The 21,530-nt window shown below is 29.0% G+C and carries 20 protein-coding genes; 14 read left to right on the forward strand and 6 right to left on the reverse strand.

Going from position 1 to position 21,530, the window contains the following annotated elements; translation table 11 throughout:
* Nucleotides 1-72 precede the first annotated feature (72 nt).
* The 5 genes from IBJ83_RS00910 to IBJ83_RS00930 all read left to right on the forward strand — a co-directional run bounded on the left by IBJ83_RS00910 (nt 73) and on the right by IBJ83_RS00930 (nt 3,268).
* Complete coding sequence (locus IBJ83_RS00910) at nt 73-414, forward strand: histidine triad nucleotide-binding protein (RefSeq protein ID WP_082713889.1); 342 nt, start codon at nt 73-75, stop codon at nt 412-414.
* Between the two features lie 149 nt (nt 415-563).
* Nucleotides 564-743, forward strand: a complete 180-nt coding sequence (gene rpsU / locus IBJ83_RS00915) for a 30S ribosomal protein S21 (RefSeq protein WP_004832359.1) — start codon at nt 564-566, stop codon at nt 741-743.
* 177 nt (nt 744-920) lie between these two features.
* A complete protein-coding gene (locus IBJ83_RS00920; protein ID WP_068473033.1) occupies nt 921-2,039 on the forward strand; it encodes a carbohydrate kinase in 1,119 nt (372 codons plus the stop codon).
* Complete coding sequence (locus IBJ83_RS00925; RefSeq protein ID WP_068473031.1) at nt 2,011-2,931, forward strand: pseudouridine-5'-phosphate glycosidase; 921 nt, start codon at nt 2,011-2,013, stop codon at nt 2,929-2,931. Before IBJ83_RS00920 ends, IBJ83_RS00925 begins: the two co-directional genes overlap by 29 nt.
* A gap of 163 nt (nt 2,932-3,094) precedes the next feature.
* Nucleotides 3,095-3,268, forward strand: a complete 174-nt coding sequence (locus tag IBJ83_RS00930; protein ID WP_197415917.1) for a hypothetical protein — start codon at nt 3,095-3,097, stop codon at nt 3,266-3,268.
* Between the two features lie 180 nt (nt 3,269-3,448).
* Here the strand turns inward: IBJ83_RS00930 and ppdK are convergent, their stop codons facing one another.
* Both ppdK and IBJ83_RS00945 read right to left on the reverse strand, forming a co-directional pair.
* Nucleotides 3,449-6,073, reverse strand: coding sequence for a pyruvate, phosphate dikinase (ppdK, locus tag IBJ83_RS00940; protein WP_201274982.1), 2,625 nt, complete (start codon nt 6,071-6,073; stop codon nt 3,449-3,451).
* A gap of 12 nt (nt 6,074-6,085) precedes the next feature.
* A complete protein-coding gene (locus tag IBJ83_RS00945; protein ID WP_201274983.1) occupies nt 6,086-6,892 on the reverse strand; it encodes a pyruvate, water dikinase regulatory protein in 807 nt (268 codons plus the stop codon).
* A gap of 206 nt (nt 6,893-7,098) precedes the next feature.
* On the opposite strand from IBJ83_RS00945, the gene IBJ83_RS00950 reads away from it, so the two are divergent.
* The 7 genes from IBJ83_RS00950 to IBJ83_RS00980 all read left to right on the forward strand — a co-directional run bounded on the left by IBJ83_RS00950 (nt 7,099) and on the right by IBJ83_RS00980 (nt 11,154).
* Nucleotides 7,099-8,508 carry a L,D-transpeptidase family protein gene (locus IBJ83_RS00950; RefSeq protein WP_333473010.1) on the forward strand — a complete coding sequence of 470 codons (1,410 nt, stop codon included), beginning with the start codon at nt 7,099-7,101 and terminating at the stop codon, nt 8,506-8,508.
* 135 nt (nt 8,509-8,643) lie between these two features.
* Nucleotides 8,644-8,961, forward strand: a complete 318-nt coding sequence (locus tag IBJ83_RS00955; RefSeq protein ID WP_201274984.1) for a pro-sigmaK processing inhibitor BofA family protein — start codon at nt 8,644-8,646, stop codon at nt 8,959-8,961.
* An 11-nt stretch (nt 8,962-8,972) separates the two neighbouring features.
* Nucleotides 8,973-9,602: a dTMP kinase gene (gene tmk / locus IBJ83_RS00960; RefSeq protein ID WP_068473017.1), complete on the forward strand. Its 630-nt coding sequence runs from the start codon at nt 8,973-8,975 to the stop codon at nt 9,600-9,602.
* Nucleotides 9,599-9,925 (forward strand): cyclic-di-AMP receptor, encoded by a 327-nt coding sequence (locus tag IBJ83_RS00965; RefSeq protein ID WP_068473014.1) that lies wholly within the window; start codon nt 9,599-9,601, stop codon nt 9,923-9,925. Before tmk ends, IBJ83_RS00965 begins: the two co-directional genes overlap by 4 nt.
* An 8-nt stretch (nt 9,926-9,933) precedes the next feature.
* Nucleotides 9,934-10,206 (forward strand): cyclic-di-AMP receptor, encoded by a 273-nt coding sequence (locus IBJ83_RS00970; RefSeq protein ID WP_068473011.1) that lies wholly within the window; start codon nt 9,934-9,936, stop codon nt 10,204-10,206.
* Between the two features lie 3 nt (nt 10,207-10,209).
* Entirely contained in the window at nt 10,210-11,016 is an 807-nt protein-coding gene (locus tag IBJ83_RS00975) for a hypothetical protein (protein WP_068473008.1), read from the forward strand.
* Nucleotides 11,017-11,028: 12 nt separating this feature from the next.
* Nucleotides 11,029-11,154: an LPXTG cell wall anchor domain-containing protein gene (locus IBJ83_RS00980; protein ID WP_231698822.1), complete on the forward strand. Its 126-nt coding sequence runs from the start codon at nt 11,029-11,031 to the stop codon at nt 11,152-11,154.
* Nucleotides 11,155-11,199: 45 nt separating this feature from the next.
* Here IBJ83_RS00980 and asnA read toward each other — a convergent pair whose 3' ends face one another.
* The 4 genes from asnA to IBJ83_RS01000 form a co-directional block, all read right to left on the reverse strand.
* Nucleotides 11,200-12,213 (reverse strand): aspartate--ammonia ligase, encoded by a 1,014-nt coding sequence (gene asnA / locus IBJ83_RS00985; protein WP_068473005.1) that lies wholly within the window; start codon nt 12,211-12,213, stop codon nt 11,200-11,202.
* A gap of 117 nt (nt 12,214-12,330) precedes the next feature.
* Nucleotides 12,331-13,212, reverse strand: coding sequence for a PSP1 domain-containing protein (locus tag IBJ83_RS00990; RefSeq protein WP_068473003.1), 882 nt, complete (start codon nt 13,210-13,212; stop codon nt 12,331-12,333).
* A gap of 175 nt (nt 13,213-13,387) precedes the next feature.
* Complete coding sequence (locus tag IBJ83_RS00995; RefSeq protein WP_201274985.1) at nt 13,388-15,697, reverse strand: ABC transporter permease; 2,310 nt, start codon at nt 15,695-15,697, stop codon at nt 13,388-13,390.
* Between the two features lies 1 nt (nt 15,698).
* Nucleotides 15,699-16,397 (reverse strand): ABC transporter ATP-binding protein, encoded by a 699-nt coding sequence (locus IBJ83_RS01000; RefSeq protein WP_201274986.1) that lies wholly within the window; start codon nt 16,395-16,397, stop codon nt 15,699-15,701.
* 216 nt (nt 16,398-16,613) lie between these two features.
* Here IBJ83_RS01000 and uvrB point away from each other — a divergent pair, with 216 nt between their 5' ends.
* Together uvrB and uvrA are read left to right on the forward strand one after the other, a co-directional pair.
* A complete protein-coding gene (gene uvrB / locus IBJ83_RS01005; RefSeq protein WP_201274987.1) occupies nt 16,614-18,587 on the forward strand; it encodes an excinuclease ABC subunit UvrB in 1,974 nt (657 codons plus the stop codon).
* Complete coding sequence (gene uvrA, locus IBJ83_RS01010) at nt 18,580-21,408, forward strand: excinuclease ABC subunit UvrA (protein WP_201274988.1); 2,829 nt, start codon at nt 18,580-18,582, stop codon at nt 21,406-21,408. The genes uvrB and uvrA overlap by 8 nt, the downstream gene beginning before the upstream one ends.
* Nucleotides 21,409-21,530: the final 122 nt, after the last annotated feature.

Here is a 21,530-nt window from a genome sequence, read left to right on the forward strand (position 1 = left end):
CAAAATTTATTGACAAAAACATTTACCTAAGACACAAAATATGGTACAATATATGAGTATGGAGGTGAGATAATGGATTGTATATTTTGTAAAATTGTTAATGGAGAAATTCCGTCAAATAAAATTTATGAAGATGATGATATAGTTGCATTTAACGATTTATCACCTCAAGCACCGATTCACTTTTTAGTAATTCCTAAAAAGCATATTGAGTCTTGTAATTTTGTAAATAAAGAAAATTCAGAAGTGGTTGGAAAAATATTTGAAAAGATTTCCGAACTTGCAAAAGAAATGGGATTTGATGAGTCAGGTTATAGAATTATTAATAATTGTAACGATGACGGTGGGCAAACAGTTAAGCATCTTCATTTTCATGTCCTGGCAGGACGTAGTTTAAATTGGCCACCGGGTTAAAATTTAATTTTAGTTAAAAATTTTTGAGTTTATATAAATTATATAAAAAAATGTTATGAATTTACTTGAATTTATATTGATTTTGTTGTATAATATGTATGATTATTTCTCAAGGCAGAGTTTGTCTGTATAAAGAGAGGGGGGATATCATGGCAGAAATCAGAGTTGGCGAAAACGAATCTTTAGATAATGCGTTGAAAAGATTTAAAAGACAATGTGCACGTGCTGGAGTGCTTTCAGAATATAGAAAAAGAGAACATTACGAAAAGCCAAGTGTAAAGAGAAAGAAAAAATCAGAGGCAGCAAGAAGAAAAAAGAAAAAATTCTAATTTAATAGCTGTATTAAAAAGTAACTAAAGTCCTTTTATTTAAGGGCTTTTTTTATTGCGAAGAATCGTGGAATGGTATGGGTATTATTGAATTTTATTTTAAAAATTTTCTAAAAAATATTGTTTTTATTATAAACTTTTGATATAATATAATTAACTGTTGTTTAAGGAGGGCTTATGACAAAGAGAGAACAAGAACTTTTAAATATAATTAAAGAAAATCCTTATATTTCTCAAAATGAATTGGCTGATTTGCTGGGTATAAAGAGGTCGTCTGTTGCAGTTCATATTTCAAATTTAATTAAAAAAGGATATTTAGTTGGTAGAGCTTATGTGATTAGCTCTAATTTATCGAAAGATGTTTGTGTCATTGGTGGTTGCAATATCGACTTTATCGCAAAGAGTTTCGATAAAATAAATATGAAAGATTCAAATCCCGGCACTTTGGAATATTCTTTTGGTGGTGTCGCTAAAAATATTGCTGAAAATTTAAAAAGAATGGGAATAGAAAATAAATTTATCAGCGTTTTTGGTGATGACGCTTATTCGAGAGAAATTAAAGAGTATTTAACTAAAGTGGGGATAGATTTTTCAAACAGTAAATTTTTAACAAATAGAGGAATGTCAAACTACATTTCAATTTTAGATGAAAATAATGATTTATTTACAGCTATTTCTGCAATGGAAGTTTTAGAAGAAATTAATATTGAATTCATTTCAAAACATATTGATTTAATAAAAAGCTTTAAGTTTATCGTTATGGATACAAATTTAAGTGAAGATGTGCTTGAATATATTTGCAAAAATTGTCCTAATTCAAAGATAATTGTGGATTGTGTTTCAAGAAAGAAATCTTTAAAAATTAAAAATTTACTAAATTATATTTATCTTATAAAGCCAAATATCTATGAGGCTGAAGAATTAACTGAAGTAGCTTATAATGATGAAAGAGATTTAAAAAATATTGTAGATGTCTTTTTGAAAAAAGGTGTTCAAAAAGTTTTTATCTCAATGGGAGAAAAGGGAATTCTTTATGCTGATAAAAATGATAGTGGAATTGTAAAGATAAATGAAACTGCAAAGGTTGAAAACACTTCAGGTTGTGGCGATGCGTCTATGAGTGGAATCATCTTTGGTGTAGTTAATGAAAAAAATATTTTAGAATGTGCCAAACTTGGCAATGTTGCCGGATTTATAACGGCACAATCAATGGATACAGTTAGTAAACATATTAGCGAAAAAAATCTATTAAATTTTGGAGGAAGTTATGAAATTAGAAAAATATTTAACAATTAGTGAAGAAGTACAAAATGCAATTAAAGAAAATAAACCGGTTGTTGCTTTAGAATCAACAATTATCTCACATGGTATGCCATATCCTAAAAATGTTGAAACAGCTCTTGAAGTTGAAAAAGTTATTAGAGAAAATGGTGCTATTCCTGCTACAATAGCTATTGTAAACGGAGAAATTAAAGTTGGTTTAACTAAAGAAGAAATCGAAGTAATCGGTAAAGCAGGTCTTAGCGTAACAAAAACTTCAAGAAGAGATTTACCTTATGTTGTAGCTAATAAATTAAATGGAGCAACAACAGTTGCCGGAACTATGATTTGTGCTGAACTTGCAGGAATTAAAGTTTTTGCAACAGGTGGAATAGGTGGAGTTCATAGAGGAGCAGAAACTACAATGGATATTTCAGCTGACCTTGAAGAATTAGGACAAACAAATGTTGCAGTTATTTGTGCGGGTTGTAAATCAATTTTGGATATGGGACTTACTTTAGAATACTTAGAAACAAAAGGAGTTCCTGTTTATGGATACCAAACAAATATTTTACCTGCATTCTATACAAGAGAAAGTGATTTTAAGGTAAATAAAATAAATTCAGAAGAAGAAATCGCAAAAGTTTTAAAAACTAAATGGGATTTAGAATTAAACGGTGGAGTTGTAATTGCTAATCCTATTCCGGAAGAATATTCAATGGATAGAGAGGCTATCGACAAAACTATCCTAGACGCTTTAAAAGAAGCAGACGAAAATGGAATAAAAGGAAAAGATACAACACCATTCTTACTTGACAAAGTTCAAAAACTTACACAAGGAAAGAGCTTAGAAGCTAACATCAGATTAGTATTCAACAACGCAAAACTTGCAAGTAAAATAGCAATAGAACTTTCAAACTTAAGATAAGAACTCAACCCATCCACGATGCTTTGCATCGGGTGGGTGCCCGGGAACCTTGTTGTTTCAAAATAAATTACAAAAAAAGTCGGAATAAATTTCTGACTTTTTTGTTTGACAAAATACATTAAAAATAGTAAAATAAACTTATCAAAAATATTAGGAGCTTAAGATGAAAAATAAATGTAAATTTAAAAATTATTATTTACCAATCGGTGCAATTTTTTTATCAATAGCATTAATTCTAAAAAGATATTCTAATATAAATGATATAGTATTAGGATTTTTATTCGGAATTTCTATTGGATTGTTGCTATTAAGTGGATTATATAAAATTAAAAAATAAAATATAGGGCGATGATGGGAGAATATATTATCTATTATAAAGAAAAAGTTGTAGGTGGAATATATGATGAATTACCTTTCCCAAAAGTTAAGAAGAAAATAAAAAGTAAAAATTTTGTTATAAATTAAAATGGATAGCATTTCGCTATCCATTATTTTTTATATTTCTTCTAGTTATAGTTTATTTACTTTGTTTTATTTTTGCTTGTGCTGCTGCAAGTCTTGCGATTGGCACTCTAAATGGTGAGCAGGATACATAGTCAATTCCAACTGCGTTTAGGAATTCTATTGTTTCAGGGTCGCCACCATGTTCTCCACAGATTCCAACGTGAAGATGTGGATTTGTTTCTCTTCCTAGTTTGAATGAAGTTTTGATTAATTTACCAACACCTCTTTGGTCTAGTTTTGAGAATGGATTAAAGTCAAATATTTTTTTGCTTTCATATTCGTTTAAGAATTTTCCGGCATCATCTCTTGAAAAACCAAATGTCATTTGAGTTAGGTCATTTGTACCGTAACTAAAGAATTCTGCTTCTGTTGCGATTTCATCAGCAAGTAGGGCAGCTCTTGGAATTTCAATCATTGTTCCAATTTTGTATTTAATATTTTCGTTTAATTCTTTTAATGTTAATTCGATTTCTTCAACGATTTCTTTTTTAACATATTTTAATTCTTCAATTTCTCCAACTAATGGAATCATTATTTCCGGCGTAATTGAGATATTTAAATCTTTTTGTGCTTTTATTGCAGCATTTATTATTGCTTTTGCTTGCATTCTATATATTTCAGGGAAAGTTACAGCAAGTCTGCAACCTCTATGTCCAAGCATTGGGTTTACTTCTTCCAATTCTAAGATTACATCTCTTAAATGACTTTCTTCGATATTCATTTCTTTTGCTAAATTTTTGATATCTTCATCTTCGTAAGGTAAGAATTCATGTAGAGGTGGGTCAAGTAATCTTATAGTTACTGTTTTTTCTTTTAATACACAGTAAATATCATAGAAGTCTTTTTCTTGCATTGGTCTGATTTTTTCTAATGCATCGATTCTTTGTTCGATTGTTTTTGAAAGAATCATTTGTCTTACAACAGGTATTCTTTCTTTGTCGAAGAACATATGTTCTGTTCTACAAAGTCCGATTCCTTCAGCACCAAATTCAACAGCTTGTTTAGCATCTCTTGGATTATCAGCATTAGCTCTAACGCCTAAATCTTTGATTTCATTTACCCAATCCATAAAGATTTTGAAGTTTCCTGTTAATTGTGGATTTAGTTTTTCGATTTCACCTTTGTAAATAATACCGGTTGTTCCATCAAGTGAAATTACTTCACCTTCTTTGACGATTTCATTTTGAGTTTTTATAACTTTTTCGATTTCATCAACTTTGATTTCACTAGCTCCGGCGATACAACATTTACCCATTCCTCTTGCAACTACGGCTGCGTGAGAAGTCATACCACCTCTAGCTGTTAAAATACCTTCAGCTTCAACCATTCCTTCAATATCTTCCGGAGAAGTTTCTTGACGAACTAAAATTACTTTTTCTCCTGCTTTAACAGCATCAACAATGTCTTTTGAGTGGAAGTAAACTTTACCACTTGCAGCTCCCGGAGAGGCAGCAAGACCTCTTGCTAATATAGGAGTATTCTTCATCATTTCAGCATTAAAGATAGGGTGAAGAAGTTGGTCTAAGCTCTTTGGTTCAACTCTTAAAATAGCCTCTTCTTTTGAGATTAAGCCTTCATTAACTAAATCTACTGCTACATTGATTGCAGCATCTGTTGTTCTCTTTCCGTTTCTTGTTTGTAATAAGTACAATTTACCTTTTTCAATAGTAAATTCCAAGTCTTGCATATCTTTATAATGATTTTCTAATGTTTTTGCAATTCTTAAAAATTCATCATAAACTTCCGGCATAATTTCTTTTAATTTTTCGATTGATTCTGGAGTTCTAATACCTGCAACAACATCTTCTCCTTGTGCATTCATTAAAAATTCTCCAAATAATTTGTTTTCTCCTGTGCTTGGATTACGAGAGAAAGCTACACCGGTACCACTTGTATTACCCATATTACCGAATACCATTGCTTGAACATTTACAGCTGTTCCTAAAGAATCGTCAATACCGTTTAATTTTCTATAAACGATAGCTCTTGGATTCATCCAAGATTTGAAAACTGCTTTAATAGCTATGATTAATTGTTCGATAGGGTCTTGTGGAAATTCTTTGCCAGTTTCTTGTTTAAAAATTTTCTTAAATTTTTCAACTAAGCTTTTTAAATCTTCTGCAGTTAATTCTGTGTCTAGTTTTACATTTTTTTCTTCCTTAATTTTGTCAAGTTCATTTTCAAAATAAACTTTTGGAATTTCCATTGCAACATCACTAAACATTTGGATAAATCTTCTGTAACTATCGAATGCAAATCTTTCATTACTTGTAGAGTTTGCAAGACCGATAACTGATTTATCATTAAGACCTAAATTAAGAATAGTATCCATCATACCAGGCATTGATATAACGGCACCACTTCTTACAGAAAATAATAGAGGATTTTCTGTACTTGAAAAACTTTTTTGTAGCTTGTTTTCACAGTCTTTAATGTGAGTTTTGATTTCTTCAATTAAATCATCAGAAATTTTTTCATCATTTTTGTAAAAATTATTACAAGCCTCAGTAGTAATAGTAAAACCAAAAGGAACATTTAGTCCAATATTAGTCATTTCGGCAAGGTTAGCTCCTTTACCGCCCAATAAAGCTCTCATATCTTTATTGCCTTCGTCAAAATTGTAAACAAATTTGCTCATTTTTTCCTCCAATTACTTATTAATTTTTAATAGATGTTTTAAAATAATATCTGCTGTTTCTTCAATAGCTTTTGTAGATACATCTATTACAGGACAACCTATTTTTTTCATTATTCGGCTAGAATATTCAAGTTCTTCAAGTATCCTATTTGAATTTGAATAAATACTATTATCAGGAAGACCTAAAGATTTTAGTCTTTCCTTTCTTATACTTTCCAACTTTTCTGGTGAATTAGTTAAGCCAATTATTTTTTTAGGCGAAACTTTGAATAATTCATCCGGAACCGGTGTTTCTGGAACCAAAGGAATGTTTGCAACTCTAATGTTTTTATTTGCAAGATACATAGACAATGGAGTTTTAGACGTACGAGAAATTCCAATAATTACAAGGTCTGCAATTAAAACTCCTCTTGGGTCTTTTCCGTCATCATAACGAACTGCAAATTCGATAGAGTCAATTCTTCTAAAATATTCTTCATTTAGTTTTCTAAGTGCTCCAGGAGTATTACCGGGAGTTGTGTTGCTTACTCTTTGAATAGCTAAAATAGACGCAGAAAGCAAATCTACATTTGTTATAGAATGTAGCTCTGAGAATTTTTTAACATAATCTAAAAGAGATGCGTCAACTAAAGAATAAAATAAAATAGAATTTTCAGTTTCTTTACATTTGTTTAATATCTCTGAAAGTTCTAAAAATTCTCTTGTATGAGAAAATCTTTCAAGAGTATATTCAACGCCATTAAACTGAGCAAGAGCAGCACGCGCAAGTTGCTCTGCTGTTTCTCCAGTAGAGTCAGAAATCAAAAAAATGTTAAGCATTTATCTTCCTCCTTACTAAATATATTATAAACTTTTAATTAAATAAATACAAGTTTTTTATCAATTTTACTTTTGAAATTAAATATGATAAAATAGATTAATAATATAAATTATTCATTTGTTTATTGTATAATATGAAAAATGATTATTTTATTTTAAAATGTGGTATTTAATATAATGTTATTTTTATGTTTAATAAAATGGAGGTGTGTTTTTTGATAAAGAAAAGTAAAAAAACAAAAACCGGTAAGTTTATAGGAAAGAAGATAGCAATATTTGTAGGAGCGTTATTTTTATCTATTTATTTACTTGGAGTTATTATTTTTTCTTTTGTAGCTTTACCTAACACAAAAATAAATGGAAATGATGTTAGTTATGTTATGATAGACGATGTGTTTAACAAAGACTGGACTGATACATCTATTAAATTGAATCGTGCTGATGGTAAAAGTGATTTTTTTAAGCCGGAAAAAATAAATTATAAAGAAGAATATTTGGCAGATAAGAAAATTTTACAAAATCAATTTGCTTGGCCGATTTCTTTCTTTACAAGCCGTAATTTAAAATTGGAAGTAAATGTAAGTTACGATAATGAAAAGTTCGAAGAGTTTTTGAAAAATACTTTGATTTTAAAGGGAGTAAAGCACCCTGAAGATGCAAAAATAATTTTTAAAGATGGACAATATATTATAAAAGATGAAATTTTAGGAACATATACTACTAAAGAAAAATTGAAAGAGGCAATTTTGATTGCTTTGTCTGAAAGAAAAGATAGTATAGATATGAGTAAAATTTCTGAACAGCCAAAAATAAAGAAAGACGATGCATCTTTGCAAGAGGCTCTTAAAAAATATGAAAAAATTTCAAAGTTAAAATATGAAATTTCCATAGGGTCAAATAAAGAAATATTAGACGGAGAAATTTTAGCTAATATTTTTACTTTTGTAGATGGTGAACTAAAACCTGATGAAGGAAAAGTAAAAGACTATATTAGAAGAATTGCGATAAAGTATGATACTTTCGGAATGGATAGAAAATTCAAAACTACCGGCAAAGGTGAAATTACAGTTCCCGGAAAAGATGGAATTTACGGTTGGCAAATTGATGTTAATAAAACGAAAGACCTTTTGATAGAGAAACTTTTAGCGTATGAATCAACTGCTATTGAGCCTGTATTTATACACAAAGGCTTGTCTTATGAAAATACTGACGATATAGGGAATACTTATATAGAAATAGATTTAACCAGACAACATATGTGGTTCTATAAAGATGGGAAACTTCTTTTAGATACTGATGTTGTTACTGGAGATGTTAGCAAAAAAGTTGAAACACAAATTGGTGTTATGAAAGTTTGGAGTCGTGAAAAGGATAGAAATCTTAAAGGCTTATCTCCGATAGGTTACGATTATGTTGCTCACGTTGATTACTGGATGCCTATAAATTGGAAAGGTGTTGGTATTCACGATGCTACTTGGAGAAATGGAAAATTTGGAGGAAATATTTATAAAACTTCAGGAAGTTATGGTTGTATAAATACACCACTAGAAAAAGTAAAACAAATTTATGAAAATGTCCAAATAAATACTCCGGTTATTGTTTATAAGAGTAATTAAATTTAAAAGCAAGTAGATAAAATCTATTTGCTTTTTTGATGCCACTAACAAAAAATAAATTACGTACAATAATTTTAATTGATAAAATGTTTACATTGTGATAAAATAATAATATAAAGATAGGAGAGTGATACTATGGGTAAGTTAGAAGAAATATATTTTAAGTCACTAAAATCATTAGATTTTTCCAGTCTTACTAAATTTTTCTTTGAAAACAGTATTATTTCTTATATTATTGGAATTGTTTTAATTTATATTCTTTTTAAATTATTAAAATTCCCTTTAAAAATTATAAAAAAGATTATTTTGAATTCTATAATTGGATATGTAATTTTATATATTCTGTTTCTTTTTAAGATTGTAATAGTACCATTTACTTATATAAGTTATTTTCTAGTTGGTACTTTTGGAATAGTAGGAATAATTTTATCATATTTATTTTATTCAATTTAGGGAGATAAAAAATGGGTTTATTTATTACTTTTGAAGGGCCGGACGGTTGTGGTAAGACTTCAATAATAAATTTATTGAAGGAATATTATAAAAATAATGAAAAGATAATTTTCACAAGAGAACCGGGTGGAACGAAAATATCAGAAAAAATTAGAGAAATTATTTTATCTAATGATAATAGTGAAATGTCAGCTCGTACAGAGGCGTTACTTTATTCAGCAAGTCGTGCCCAACATATTGATGAACTTATAAAACCGAATTTAGAAAAAGGAAATGTGATTATTTCAGATAGATTTGTTTTAAGTTCACTTGCTTATCAAGGTGGTGGTAGAGAACTTGGCGTTGAAAATGTTAAGAAAATAAATGATTTTGCAATAAATGGAGTTAATCCGGATATGGTGATTTTCTTTTATGTTGACCCTCTAACAACCTTGAAGAGAAAATCTTTAAGTGATGAGGCGGACAGGCTTGAACTTTCAGGAGATAATTTCCATAGTAGAGTTTATAATACATATATGGAACTTCTTGAAGAAATGAAAAATGAAAAATTTTTGAAAAAAGTTGATGCCACAAAGAGTATGATGGAAGTTTTTGAAGATGTAAAAAATATAATAGATGAGAAATTGGAGGAATTGCTATGAAGATGATAATTGCAATAGTTCAAGATCAAGACTTGAACCCTTTACAAGACGATTTAACTGAAAAAGGTTTTAGAATGACAAACCTTGCGTCAACAGGTGGATTTTTAAGAGCAGGAAACTCAACTCTTTTAATCGGTGTTGAAGAAGAAAAATTAGATGAATGTCTAAAGATTATTGAAGAAAATTGTAAATCAAGAGAAATTACAACCTCAGTTCTAAGCGTTACTATGCCTGGTGATGCATATATTCCATTCCCTATGGAAGTTTTAGTTGGAGGAGCAACAGTTTTTGTTCTTGATGTTGTAGATTTCGTTAGAATGTAGGTGATATTATGAAACTTATTATGGCTATTATACAAGACCACATTGTTCAAGATGTTTTAAACGAACTTTCTGAAAATAAGGTTAGAGCTACTAAATTATCTTCAACAGGGGGATTTTTCAAAAAAGGAAATACTACTGTTTTGATAGGGATAGAAGATGAAAAAGTAGATAGAGTTAAAGAAATGATTTTAAATATTTCAAAAAATAAAGAAACTGTTGATGATAAAACTGCTAATACTGTAATGTTTGTTTTAAATATGAATCAATTAGTAAGGATGTAGTTTATGAATTATGCTCTTTTTAAAGAGAAGTTGGATTCTTTGACTTTTTCTCAGAATTATATAGTTGAGGGAAGTGAAAGCTTTTTGGAAAAAGTTTCTAGTGAGCTTATAAAAAAAGTTTTAAATCCTGATGATGAATTTAAAAATTCAAGAGAAATTGAAGAAAATACTCACCCCGACTTGATGATAGTAGAACCTGAAAGGAATAATATTTCTATTGATTCTATTAGAAATATGATTGAGTATGTTCAAAAAAGACCTTTAGATTCAAAATATAAATTAGTTATCATAAAGGGTGGGCAGTTTTTAAGAACAGAATCTTCAAACGCTTTGTTAAAAACTTTAGAAGAATCTTTTGATTATGTTATAATCTGTATTTTAGTAGATTCAAGATACAAACTTTTGTCAACCATAAGAAGTAGATGTATCTTTGTTTCTGAAACGGATTTAACAGAAGTTTTTGATTACTCTGAGTATGGAAAACTATTAGAAATTTTATCAATGGCTTTAAAAGGAGATTTTTTAGCTATATATGATTCTAAGAATAAGGAGTATTTGTTAGGTTTAAAGGAAGATAGAAATTTCCTGCCACTACTATATGATTTCTTTAAAGAGTTTTATATGTTTTTAGAAACTAAAAAAGATAGTTCAAACAGAGATATTTTAAAAATATTTAAAAACAATGTTAATTTTGATAAAGAAAAATTGCTTAAAATTTTAAAATCGATAGAAATTGTTAGAGAAAATTTGTATAATAATGTAAATTTTCAACTATCTATTGAAAAAATATTTATAACAATTTTAAGATAGTTGGAGGAGCTTATGGAAAATTTTGCTAATATTATTACTCTTATGAATGTTAACAGCAGTAGAAAATTATTTTTAGCAGTAGGAGCTGTTAGTTTATTAGCAATGGGAGTAGTTATATTTTTAAAGAGAAAGAAATAGATAAATATAAAAAGGATATGATTTTAAAGTCATATCCTTTTTGAATTAAAGTAAATTTATTTTATTTTCTTTACATATATTTAGCATTTCATCAGACCAAAAGCTTGATTGCACTTCTCCAATATGTGCTTTTTGTAAAAAGAACATACATATTCTGGATTGTCCGATTCCACCACCAATTGTAAATGGTAATTCATCGTTTAGGAGCATTTTGTGATAGTCTAAGTTTTTTCTATCTTCATTTTTGCTAAGCTCTAATTGTTTTAAAAGTCTTTCTTTATCAACTCTTATTCCCATTGAAGAAAGTTCAAGAGATGAATCTAAAACGGGATTCCAAAATATTAAATCTCCATTTAAATTCCAATCATCATAGTCTGGACTTCTTCCGTCATGTTTTTTACCACTATTTAATATATCACCAATTTTTGTAATAAAAACTGCTTTTTTTGCCCTTGCGATTTTGTGCTCTCTTTCTTTTGGGGTATCGTTAGGGAACATATCTTCAAGCTCTTGTGTTGTGATAAAAAACACTTTTTCAGGTAAGATTTTTTTGTAATCTAAAAATCTTCTTGATAAAAATTCGTCCGTTCTTTTAAATACATTAAAAATCTTTTTTACAATATCTGTTAAAAATTTTTCATTTCTATCTTCGTTTTTTATAACTCTTTCCCAATCCCATTGGTCAACATATACGGAGTGAATATTATCCAAAGTTTCACAAGGTCTTATTGCATTCATATCTGTATAAATTCCTTCGCCAACCGGAATTTCATATTTTTTTAGAGCTATTCTTTTCCACTTTGCTAAAGATTGAACTATCTCAAGTTGCTGTGAATTTTCTTCTTCACTTAGTGAAAAGCTAACAGGAGATTCACTACCGTTTAAATTATCATTTATTCCCGTATTCTTTTTTACAAATAGTGGGGCAGAAACCCTCGTTAAATTTAATTCATTTGCTAAATTTGATTCAAAAAAATCCTTAATTTCTTTAATTGCTTTTTGTGTTTCAATAATGTTTAAGTCTGAGCAATACCCTTTTGGTATAATCACATTGTTCATAAAATCACTCCCTATAAATTTAAAAATATAACATAAATGATACTATAATTTACAAATATTGTCAACGCCATATTGAATTAAAATATTGAAACAAAAAAATAGAGTTGTTAAACAACTCTATAATAATTTCTCGATATATTCAAATTGAATATCCTCGTCTTTCTTTGCATAAGCCATATCTCTTTCTTTTGTAATAGCAATATCATCTACGAAAAATGGTTTAATACTTTCTGTATTTGCTTCTTCATTTACAATTTTTACTTTTACAATCTCAGATAGAGTATAACTATCTACAACAACACCTTTTCCTTCGTTAGTTATAACATAAGTTCCACAAGGTGGAATTTTTTTCAACTTTTCTTCATAGACATTTTGCTCATATTTTAAACAACACATAAGCCTACCACAAGTTCCTGAAATTTTATTTTGATTTAAAGAAAGCGACTGGTCTCTTGCCATTTTTATCGTTACAGGAGCAAATTCTCCTAAAAATCTTTTACAACAGCAAGTTTGTCCACAAGAACCGATAGCACCAACTATCTTTGCATGGTCTCTAACACCTATCTGTCTAAGTTCGATTCTGTTTTTAAATATATATGCAAGGTCTTTAACCAATTCTCTAAAATCAATTCTATTATCAGAAACAAAGTAAAAAATTACTTTTTGATTGTCAAAAGTATATTCACAATCAACTAATTTCATATCTAAGCCATGTTCAATTACTTTTACTTTGCAAATTTCAATTGCATCTTTAGCTTTTTTCTTGTTTTCCGTATGAATATAATCGTCCATACTGTCGGCAATTCTCAAAACAGGTTTTAATGAAGAAACAAGTTTTGATTCTTCGACTTCTCTCGGTGCTATTGCTACATGTCCGTACTCAACTCCACGAGAAGTTTCCACGATTACATTGTCATTTTGATTTATACTAAAGTTGCAAGGGTCAAAGTAATAAATTTTTCCGGCCTCTTTGAATCTTACCCCAACTACTTTTTTCATAGTTCCTCCTAAAAATTATACATTCATATTATATCATAATTTTCTGTTGAATACTAGATATATAGACTTAATAAAGGGAAAACCGGCGGGAGAAAATATTCAAAAAAATAACGGACAAAAAATCCGTTATTTTTGATTTTATTTTAAAACTAGGTAAACCATTAAATATTTATTTTTATTCTCTGTTTTTTAAAACTTCGCTGAAATTCATTTTGGATATTCTATAAAATTGTAATATACTTACAAACGCATAGGTTGCAATAGTTATTAGAACTGATAAAATTACTATTGTAAAAGAAATATAAAGCTCTAAATATCCTGAAAATTTAAGCATAGAGTAGTACATTATTTCTTTTACCACATATACTTCAAGAGGAATTAAAGCTAGCAAACTTATTAAGACTGTTATAGTTATCGGTCGTATATAAATTTTTGAAATTTCTCTGTTAGTATATCCGAAGATTTTTAAATAAGCTATTTGTAAAGTGTTCTTATCAGTTATTATTTTCATAAGGTTATACATAAAACCTGCCAAAAACACTGCAGATAAAAATACAAAAGTATTTATAAGAGGTCCCATAATTTCAGATAATTGTTTGGAAACATCGGTCATTGAATTTTCATCAATTGTAGTTGCGATGTATTTTTCATCAATATCCAATTTTTCATTGCTGAAATAGCCGTTAAAGAATTCTTTTTTTTGTTCTATTTCTTCGTTTAGGAATTCTTTTTTTACAAAAGCTGAAAGAGTAGATGATTTTTTGTAAATACCAACTATTTTATAAGTTTTTTCTTTATCTAACAATTTGCTTTTTATAGTTATTTCATCTCCTACATATTTTCTGAGTTTTTTTGAAAGATATTCACTTACAATGATTTCATTTTTGTTTTCCGGCAGTTTTGTATTTTGAAAATATTTTGAATTTTCACTAATTCCTAATAACAATATATCATCATCTGCTTTTCTGATAGGGTGATATACACTTGCAGATATTGTTGTATATTTTTCAGCCGTTTTACCTTCAATTTCTATCGGTGCTTTTAAGACATATTGATACTTACAAAACAAATTCTCTTTCAAGTTATTTCCATAGTTATCAAATGTTGGCTTTGCAGAAATACCGAAAATAAATAAGATTGAAGTAATAAAAATTCCAAGTATTATAGCTACATAATCACCTCTATTTGATTTTATAATAGATTTTCTAAAAGACCCCAAAAAATTTTTCTTTATTTTCGATTCACTTTCAGATTTTGATTTTATTTTATTTTTATAATGTTTTAAATTTTTTTTCAAAAAATCTAAAGGTGAAAAATTTAATTTCCTATAGATATATAAATAATTAAAAATCAAAATTATAGAAATTGGAATTATAGTTGTAATTATTAGTGCTTCCAAGTTGAAAGTAGGGGTAAAGTTAGGCAAGTTAAATGATTTGTAGTAAACAGCTTTGAATGAATCTGTAAAATATGTGTAACCTAAAATATTACCTAAAACTGCTGCCAAAAAAGTTATTATTACTGAATTTGCAATATAATTTAAAACAAGTTCCGATTTTTTATATCCATTTGCAAGTAGTATTCCGATTATTTCAGATTCTTCCTGTATTTTACTTACAATTGAAAGTGCGAATATAAAACTTAGTAAAATTACCATAAGACATAGCATTACAATCATCATAGGTCTATCTCCGCCCATGTCGTCTATCAAATAACTTATTGCATTATTGTCTTTTTTTGTAATCTGCTCCAAAACTGTTTTCGATTTATTTGCTGATTTTACTATATCTTTATTTTTTTCGTCAATTTCTTTTTCACTTAAGTTCCTATTATTAAATCTATAAGAAACTTGATATTTTAATTTGCTCTCATTAAAAATATCTTTTTCTTCTTCAGATAGCAATCCTGTTCCGAAATCCGTTGCATTAAATACTAAATCACTATGTTTTTGAAAAGATGAATTATAATCAGGAATAGAGGCAAATCCTACTATTTTAAAAGTATGTTCCTTATTGTCTTTAAAAAATTCTTTTTTAAATGTTATAGTGTCTCCGATTTTTAAATCATTTGTTTTAGCAAACAAATGATTTATGGCTATTTCATTCTTATTTTTTGCAAGAACTCCTTCATTAATTATAGGAAGATTAATATTTTTTCTATTTGTATAAAGTCTAATCGTCTTTTCATCTTTATTATCCTTATTTTCCTTAATTTTTGCATCAACATAAGGAGATTTTTCGACTTTTACATTTTCATCTTCAATAGATTTTATAATTTCATCTGTCGGATTAAATGCAAATAATAATTTTCCGTCTTCAACAACTCCTTTAGACATAAGTTCATAATATATAGTCTTTATACTTCCTGATGCAACCAACATACCGGAAGTTACGGAAATCATAGAACACATAAGGATAAAAAGCAATAAGTTTTTTGACCATTGAGTTTTTAAACTTCTGAAAATTCTTTTATTTAAGTTTCTCATACTACCACTCCAATTCTTGTGCATCCAGTACTTTTTCGTTTTCCATTTCTTGAGATATGACACCATCTTTAAGTCTTATAATTATATTAGACATCTTTGTTATCTCTTCATTATGAGTTGCAAGAATAATTGTAGTTTCATATTCTTTGTTTATTCTTTGAAGTAGGGATAAAATATCTTTAGAAGTTTTATAGTCCAAAGCACCTGTAGGCTCATCACAAAGCAGTATTTCAGGCTTTTTTATTAAAGCACGTCCGATTGCACATCTTTGTTGTTGACCGCCTGATAATTGTCTAGGATATTTATTTTTGTGTTCCCATAAACCTAAATCTTTTATTAATTTTTCAATATCCATAGGGTCATTGTGTATAAAAGAACCCACTTGAATATTTTCCGTTACATTTAAATCCGGAATTAGATTATAAAATTGAAAGATAAAACCTAAATATTTTCTTCTAAAATTTGAAAGGGGATTTTGTTTTAAACTTGAAATTTCACAATTATTTATCGTTATCAACCCACTGTCAATTTTTTCAAGTCCGCCAATAGCATTAAGCAATGTTGACTTTCCCGAACCTGATGGTCCCAGTAGAGTACAAAGTGCTCCTTTTTCTAAAGAAAAATTTATATCTTTTAAAACGGAAATTTTATTTTCGTTTGTACCATAAGTTTTATTCAAATTTTTAACAACTAAAAACATAAATACCTCCATAAAAATTTAATTTTATTACAGCCTAATTATAGCACTTTTGATATACACTATCAAGTTGTTTTATAATGGAAAGGAGTTTATATTCTGATTATTAAATAATTTTTTGCGGTATATTAATTATGTTATAGATAAAAAATATAGTATAATATAGGTGAATTATTTTTAATAAAAAAATTTTTTGATTAATATAAATTGGAGTACATTATGGAGTTTGTTTTAAAATCAAAATTTAAACCTACCGGCGATCAACCGGAGGCTATTGAAAAAATTTCGGATTCGATTAAAAAAGGAAATAAAGAAATAATTTTAAAAGGTGTTACAGGAAGTGGAAAGACTTTTACAATGGCAAATATTATTGAAAAAGTTCAAAAACCAACTCTTGTAATTGCACATAACAAAACTTTGGCTTATCAGCTTGCGAGTGAATTTAAGGAATTTTTTCCTAACAATGCTGTTGAGTTTTTTGTGTCCTATTATGATTATTATCAACCTGAAGCCTATGTTCCACAATCTGATACATATATTGAAAAGGATAGTTCCATAAATGATGAGATAGATAAACTTAGGCACTCTGCAACAATGTCTCTTTTTGAAAGACGTGATGTAATTATCGTTGCGTCCGTTTCTTGTATTTACGGTTTAGGCGATCCGATTGACTATGAAAATTTAGTAGTTTCATTAAGACCTGGAATGATAAAAGACAGAGATGAAGTTATAAGAAAACTTGTAGATATTCAATATGTTAGAAATGATATTAATTTTATTCGTGGAACTTTTCGTGTTAGAGGAGATAGTTTAGAGATTTTTCCCGTTTCATCTTCTGAAAATAGTATTAGAGTAGAATTTTTTGGAGATGAGATTGATAAAATTTCTGAAATAAATTCTTTGACAGGAGATGTAATTGGAACTCGTGAGCATATTGCAATTTATCCTGCATCTCACTTTGCTACAAGTTCAGAAAAAATTGAAAGAGCAGTCGGCACAATTTCAAAAGAATTGGAAGAAAGACTTTTAGTTTTAAATGAAGAAAATAAATTGGTTGAGGCCCAAAGACTTGAACAGAGAACAAAATATGATTTGGAAATGTTACAAGAAATTGGTTTTTGTAGTGGAATAGAAAATTATTCAGCTCATTTGAGTGGTAGAGAAAGAGGCTCAAGACCTTATACTCTAATAGATTATTTTCCTGATGATTTTTTAATTATCGTTGATGAAAGTCATGTTACCGTTCCACAAATAGGAGCAATGTACGAAGGAGATAGAAGTAGAAAACAAAATTTGGTAGATTATGGTTTTAGATTGCCGTCAGCTTTGGATAATAGACCTTTAAAATTTACTGAATTTGAAAATATGATAAATCAAATTTTATATGTTTCTGCAACTCCGGGTAAGTACGAAAAGAGTCATCACTTAGAAGAAGTTGAACAAATTATAAGACCAACAGGACTTTTAGACCCATTAATTGAAGTTAGAAAAACAGAAGGACAAATTGATGATATAATTGGTGAAGTAAATTCTGTTATAAAAAATGGCGAGCGTATTTTAATTACAACTTTGACTAAAAAAATGGCTGAAAATTTAACAGATTATCTAAAAAATGTAGGAATAAAAACAACTTATTTGCATAGTGATATTGATACGATTGAAAGAATGGAAATAATTAGAGATTTGCGTGTTGGAAAGTTTGATGTTTTAGTTGGAATTAACTTGCTAAGAGAAGGTCTCGACTTGCCCGAGGTTAGTTTGGTAATTATAATGGACGCAGATAAAGAGGGCTTTTTACGTTCTGAAACTTCTATGATACAGACTATTGGACGTGCTGCAAGAAATGTGAACGGTAGAGTAATTATGTATGCAGATAGAATTACAAAATCAATGGATATTGCTATAAGCGAAACAAATAGAAGGCGTGAAATTCAAAATAAATATAATATAGAGCATAACATTACACCAAAGAGTGTTAAGAAAGATATTAGAGAAATTATTCAGGCGACAAAGGTTGCTGAAGATATTTCTGAATACAAAACTGAAAATGTTGAAATAACAAATTATGAAAGTTTTATCGCCGACTTGGAAAATGAAATGTTATCTGCTGCAGATTCATTAGAATTTGAAAGAGCAGCATCAATAAGAGATGAAATAAAGAGATTAAAGGAAATGTGGGGATTAGATGTCTAAAAATACAATTAAAATTAAAGGCGCAAAGGCAAATAATTTAAAAAATATAGATTTAGAAATTCCAAGAGATAAAATGGTTGTTTTTACCGGTCTTAGTGGAAGTGGAAAATCTTCTTTAGCTTTTGATACGATTTATGCAGAAGGTCAAAGGAGATATGTTGAAAGTTTATCAAGTTATGCCCGACAATTTTTAGGTCAAATGGATAAACCTGATGTTGAATATATTGACGGACTTAGTCCTTCAATTTCTATCGACCAAAAAACTACAAACAGAAATCCGAGGTCAACTGTTGGAACCGTTACGGAAATTTATGATTATTTGAGATTACTTTTTGCAAAAATTGGGATTCCAAAATGTCCGAAATGTGGAACAGAGATAAAAAGTCAAAGTATTGACCAAATGGTTGACAGGGTTATGGCTCTTGAAGAAAGAAGTAAAATTTTTGTACTATCTCCCGTTATTCGTGGAAAAAAGGGAGAGCATAAAAAACTTTTAGAAAATATAAAAATTCAAGGTTTTGTTCGTGTAATCATCGATGAAAAAGAATATGAACTCAACGAAGAAATTGAACTTGATAAAAATAAAAAACACAATATTGATATTGTTGTAGATAGACTTATCGTGAAAAAAGGAATTGAGTCAAGACTTGCAGAAAGTTTGGAAACAGCTTTTAAGTTTAGCGATAGCATTGTAAAAGTTAAGGTTGTTAACGGGGAAGAAATTTTATTTTCAGAAAAAATGGCTTGTCCAAACGGACATATTTCATTTGATGAAATTGAGCCGAGAACTTTTTCCTTTAACAGTCCATTTGGAATGTGTGAAGATTGTAATGGACTTGGTAGTCATAAGATTGTTGACCCGGATTTAGTTGTTCCCGATATGAGTAAATCTCTTTTAGATGGTGCGATTGAGTGTTACAATATGACAACGGGAGAAGACGGCTACTACTATAAAATTTTTAATGAAATCATAAAATATAATGGTTTTGATGAAAATACTCCTTTTAAAAATTTGAGCAAGGAAACTTTGGACGAACTTTTTTATGGAACGAATGATAGATGCGTAAAATTTAGATTTGAAAGTAAATTTTCGAATGAAAATAAAGTTTTTAATAAGCCTTTTGAGGGAATTATAAAAAATTTAGAAAGAAGATATAATACAAATCCGATTTCGTCTTTTAGGGAAAAGATTGAAACAGTTATGACAGAAAAAACATGTGAAACTTGTAAAGGAAAAAGGCTTAATGAAAAGGCGCTTTCTGTTTATATAAGGGATAAAAATATTGCAGATATTACAGATATGTCTGTTGAAAAACTTAATGAATGGTTTTCAAACTTAGAGCTTACTGAAACTGAAAATATAATTGGAGAAAGAATTTTAAAAGAACTTAAAGAAAGATTAAAGTTTTTAAAAGATGTAGGACTTGAGTACCTGACTTTATCAAGGAGTGCAGGAACTTTGTCAGGCGGAGAAAGTCAAAGAATTAGACTTGCAACACAGATTGGGTCAGGACTTGTTGGAGTTGTTTATGTTTTAGATGAGCCGAGTATCGGGTTGCATCAAAGGGATAATGAAAAACTTTTAGGTGCTTTGAGAAATTTAACAAATCTTGGCAATACTTTGATTGTCGTAGAGCATGATGAAGATACAATTCGTCAAGCTGATTATATTGTAGATATTGGACCTAGAGCCGGTATTCATGGTGGAGAGGTAGTCGCTCAAGGAACTATAAAAGATATTATGAAAAGTAAAAAGTCAATTACCGGAGCATATCTTTCAGGAAAAAGTAAAATAGAAGTTCCTAAGACAAGAAGAAAATATACAGATACAATTAAAGTTTTTGGTGCCAGAGAAAATAATTTAAAAAATATTGACGTTGAATTTCCTATCGGTGTATTCACTTGTGTAACGGGTGTTTCAGGAAGTGGAAAAAGTAGTTTGGTAAATTCAATTTTAAATAAAGAATTGTCCAACAAATTAAACAGAAGTAAACAAAAAGTTGGAAAATTTGATAGGATTGAGGGATATGAAAAACTTGATAAGGTTATAGAGATAGACCAAAGTCCTATCGGAAGAACTCCACGCTCCAACCCCGCAACATATACAAAACTTTTTGATAATATTAGAGATGTCTTTGCAATGACAACAAAGGCAAAGATGAAAGGATATACTAAGGGTAGATTTAGTTTTAATGTTCATGGAGGACGTTGTGAGGCTTGTAAGGGCGACGGAACTATAAAGGTTGAAATGCATTTTTTACCCGATGTTTATGTTCCTTGTGAAGTTTGTAACGGACAAAGATATAATAGAGAAACATTAGAAGTAACATATAACGGAAAGAACATTTTTGAAGTTTTAGATATGACCGTTGAGGACGGACTTAAATTTTTTGAAAACCACCCGTCAATAAAAAGAAAGCTACAAACACTATATGATGTAGGTTTGGACTATATTAAAATAGGACAAAGCTCAACAGAACTTTCAGGTGGAGAAGCACAAAGGGTAAAACTTGCATCAGAACTTGCAAAACGTGGAACTGGAAATACAGTTTATATTTTAGATGAGCCTACAACAGGACTTCATATCGAAGATATAAAGAAATTGATTGAAGTTTTAAACACATTGGTTGAACAAGGAAATACAGTTATAGTTATTGAACATAATCTGGATATGATAAAAATCGCCGACCATATAATCGACTTAGGAGTTGAAGGTGGTGATGGTGGTGGAACTGTCGTTGTAACTGGAACACCGGAAGAAGTTGCTAAATGTGAAAACTCTTATACAGGACAATTTTTGAAAAAAATATTAGGGAAATAATACGTGAAATTAAATTTTGATAAACTCTTAAATTACTAATATGTTTAAAAAGGTAAACTCATTAATTTGTGTTTATCTTTTTTATTTTATATCTAAAATAAAATGATTTTATTTGCAAAAAT

Origin of the sequence: Parvimonas parva, from assembly GCF_016552165.1 — a bacterium.
GTDB lineage: Bacteria > Bacillota > Clostridia > Tissierellales > Peptoniphilaceae > Parvimonas > Parvimonas parva.

Excerpts from the sequence above, each read along its gene's own strand:
- IBJ83_RS00910 (WP_082713889.1), top strand. The coding sequence starts at position 73 with ATGGATTGTATATTTTGTAAAATTGTTAATGGAGAAATTCCGTCAAAT.
- rpsU (WP_004832359.1), top strand. The coding sequence starts at position 564 with ATGGCAGAAATCAGAGTTGGCGAAAACGAATCTTTAGATAATGCGTTG.
- IBJ83_RS00920 (WP_068473033.1), top strand. The coding sequence starts at position 921 with ATGACAAAGAGAGAACAAGAACTTTTAAATATAATTAAAGAAAATCCT.
- IBJ83_RS00925 (WP_068473031.1), top strand. The coding sequence starts at position 2,011 with ATGAAATTAGAAAAATATTTAACAATTAGTGAAGAAGTACAAAATGCA.
- IBJ83_RS00930 (WP_197415917.1), top strand. The coding sequence starts at position 3,095 with ATGAAAAATAAATGTAAATTTAAAAATTATTATTTACCAATCGGTGCA.
- ppdK (WP_201274982.1), bottom strand. The coding sequence starts at position 6,073 with ATGAGCAAATTTGTTTACAATTTTGACGAAGGCAATAAAGATATGAGA.
- IBJ83_RS00945 (WP_201274983.1), bottom strand. The coding sequence starts at position 6,892 with ATGCTTAACATTTTTTTGATTTCTGACTCTACTGGAGAAACAGCAGAG.
- IBJ83_RS00955 (WP_201274984.1), top strand. The coding sequence starts at position 8,644 with ATGGGTAAGTTAGAAGAAATATATTTTAAGTCACTAAAATCATTAGAT.
- tmk (WP_068473017.1), top strand. The coding sequence starts at position 8,973 with ATGGGTTTATTTATTACTTTTGAAGGGCCGGACGGTTGTGGTAAGACT.
- IBJ83_RS00965 (WP_068473014.1), top strand. The coding sequence starts at position 9,599 with ATGAAGATGATAATTGCAATAGTTCAAGATCAAGACTTGAACCCTTTA.
- IBJ83_RS00970 (WP_068473011.1), top strand. The coding sequence starts at position 9,934 with ATGAAACTTATTATGGCTATTATACAAGACCACATTGTTCAAGATGTT.
- IBJ83_RS00975 (WP_068473008.1), top strand. The coding sequence starts at position 10,210 with ATGAATTATGCTCTTTTTAAAGAGAAGTTGGATTCTTTGACTTTTTCT.
- IBJ83_RS00980 (WP_231698822.1), top strand. The coding sequence starts at position 11,029 with ATGGAAAATTTTGCTAATATTATTACTCTTATGAATGTTAACAGCAGT.
- asnA (WP_068473005.1), bottom strand. The coding sequence starts at position 12,213 with ATGAACAATGTGATTATACCAAAAGGGTATTGCTCAGACTTAAACATT.
- IBJ83_RS00990 (WP_068473003.1), bottom strand. The coding sequence starts at position 13,212 with ATGAAAAAAGTAGTTGGGGTAAGATTCAAAGAGGCCGGAAAAATTTAT.
- IBJ83_RS00995 (WP_201274985.1), bottom strand. The coding sequence starts at position 15,697 with ATGAGAAACTTAAATAAAAGAATTTTCAGAAGTTTAAAAACTCAATGG.
- IBJ83_RS01000 (WP_201274986.1), bottom strand. The coding sequence starts at position 16,397 with ATGTTTTTAGTTGTTAAAAATTTGAATAAAACTTATGGTACAAACGAA.
- uvrB (WP_201274987.1), top strand. The coding sequence starts at position 16,614 with ATGGAGTTTGTTTTAAAATCAAAATTTAAACCTACCGGCGATCAACCG.
- uvrA (WP_201274988.1), top strand. The coding sequence starts at position 18,580 with ATGTCTAAAAATACAATTAAAATTAAAGGCGCAAAGGCAAATAATTTA.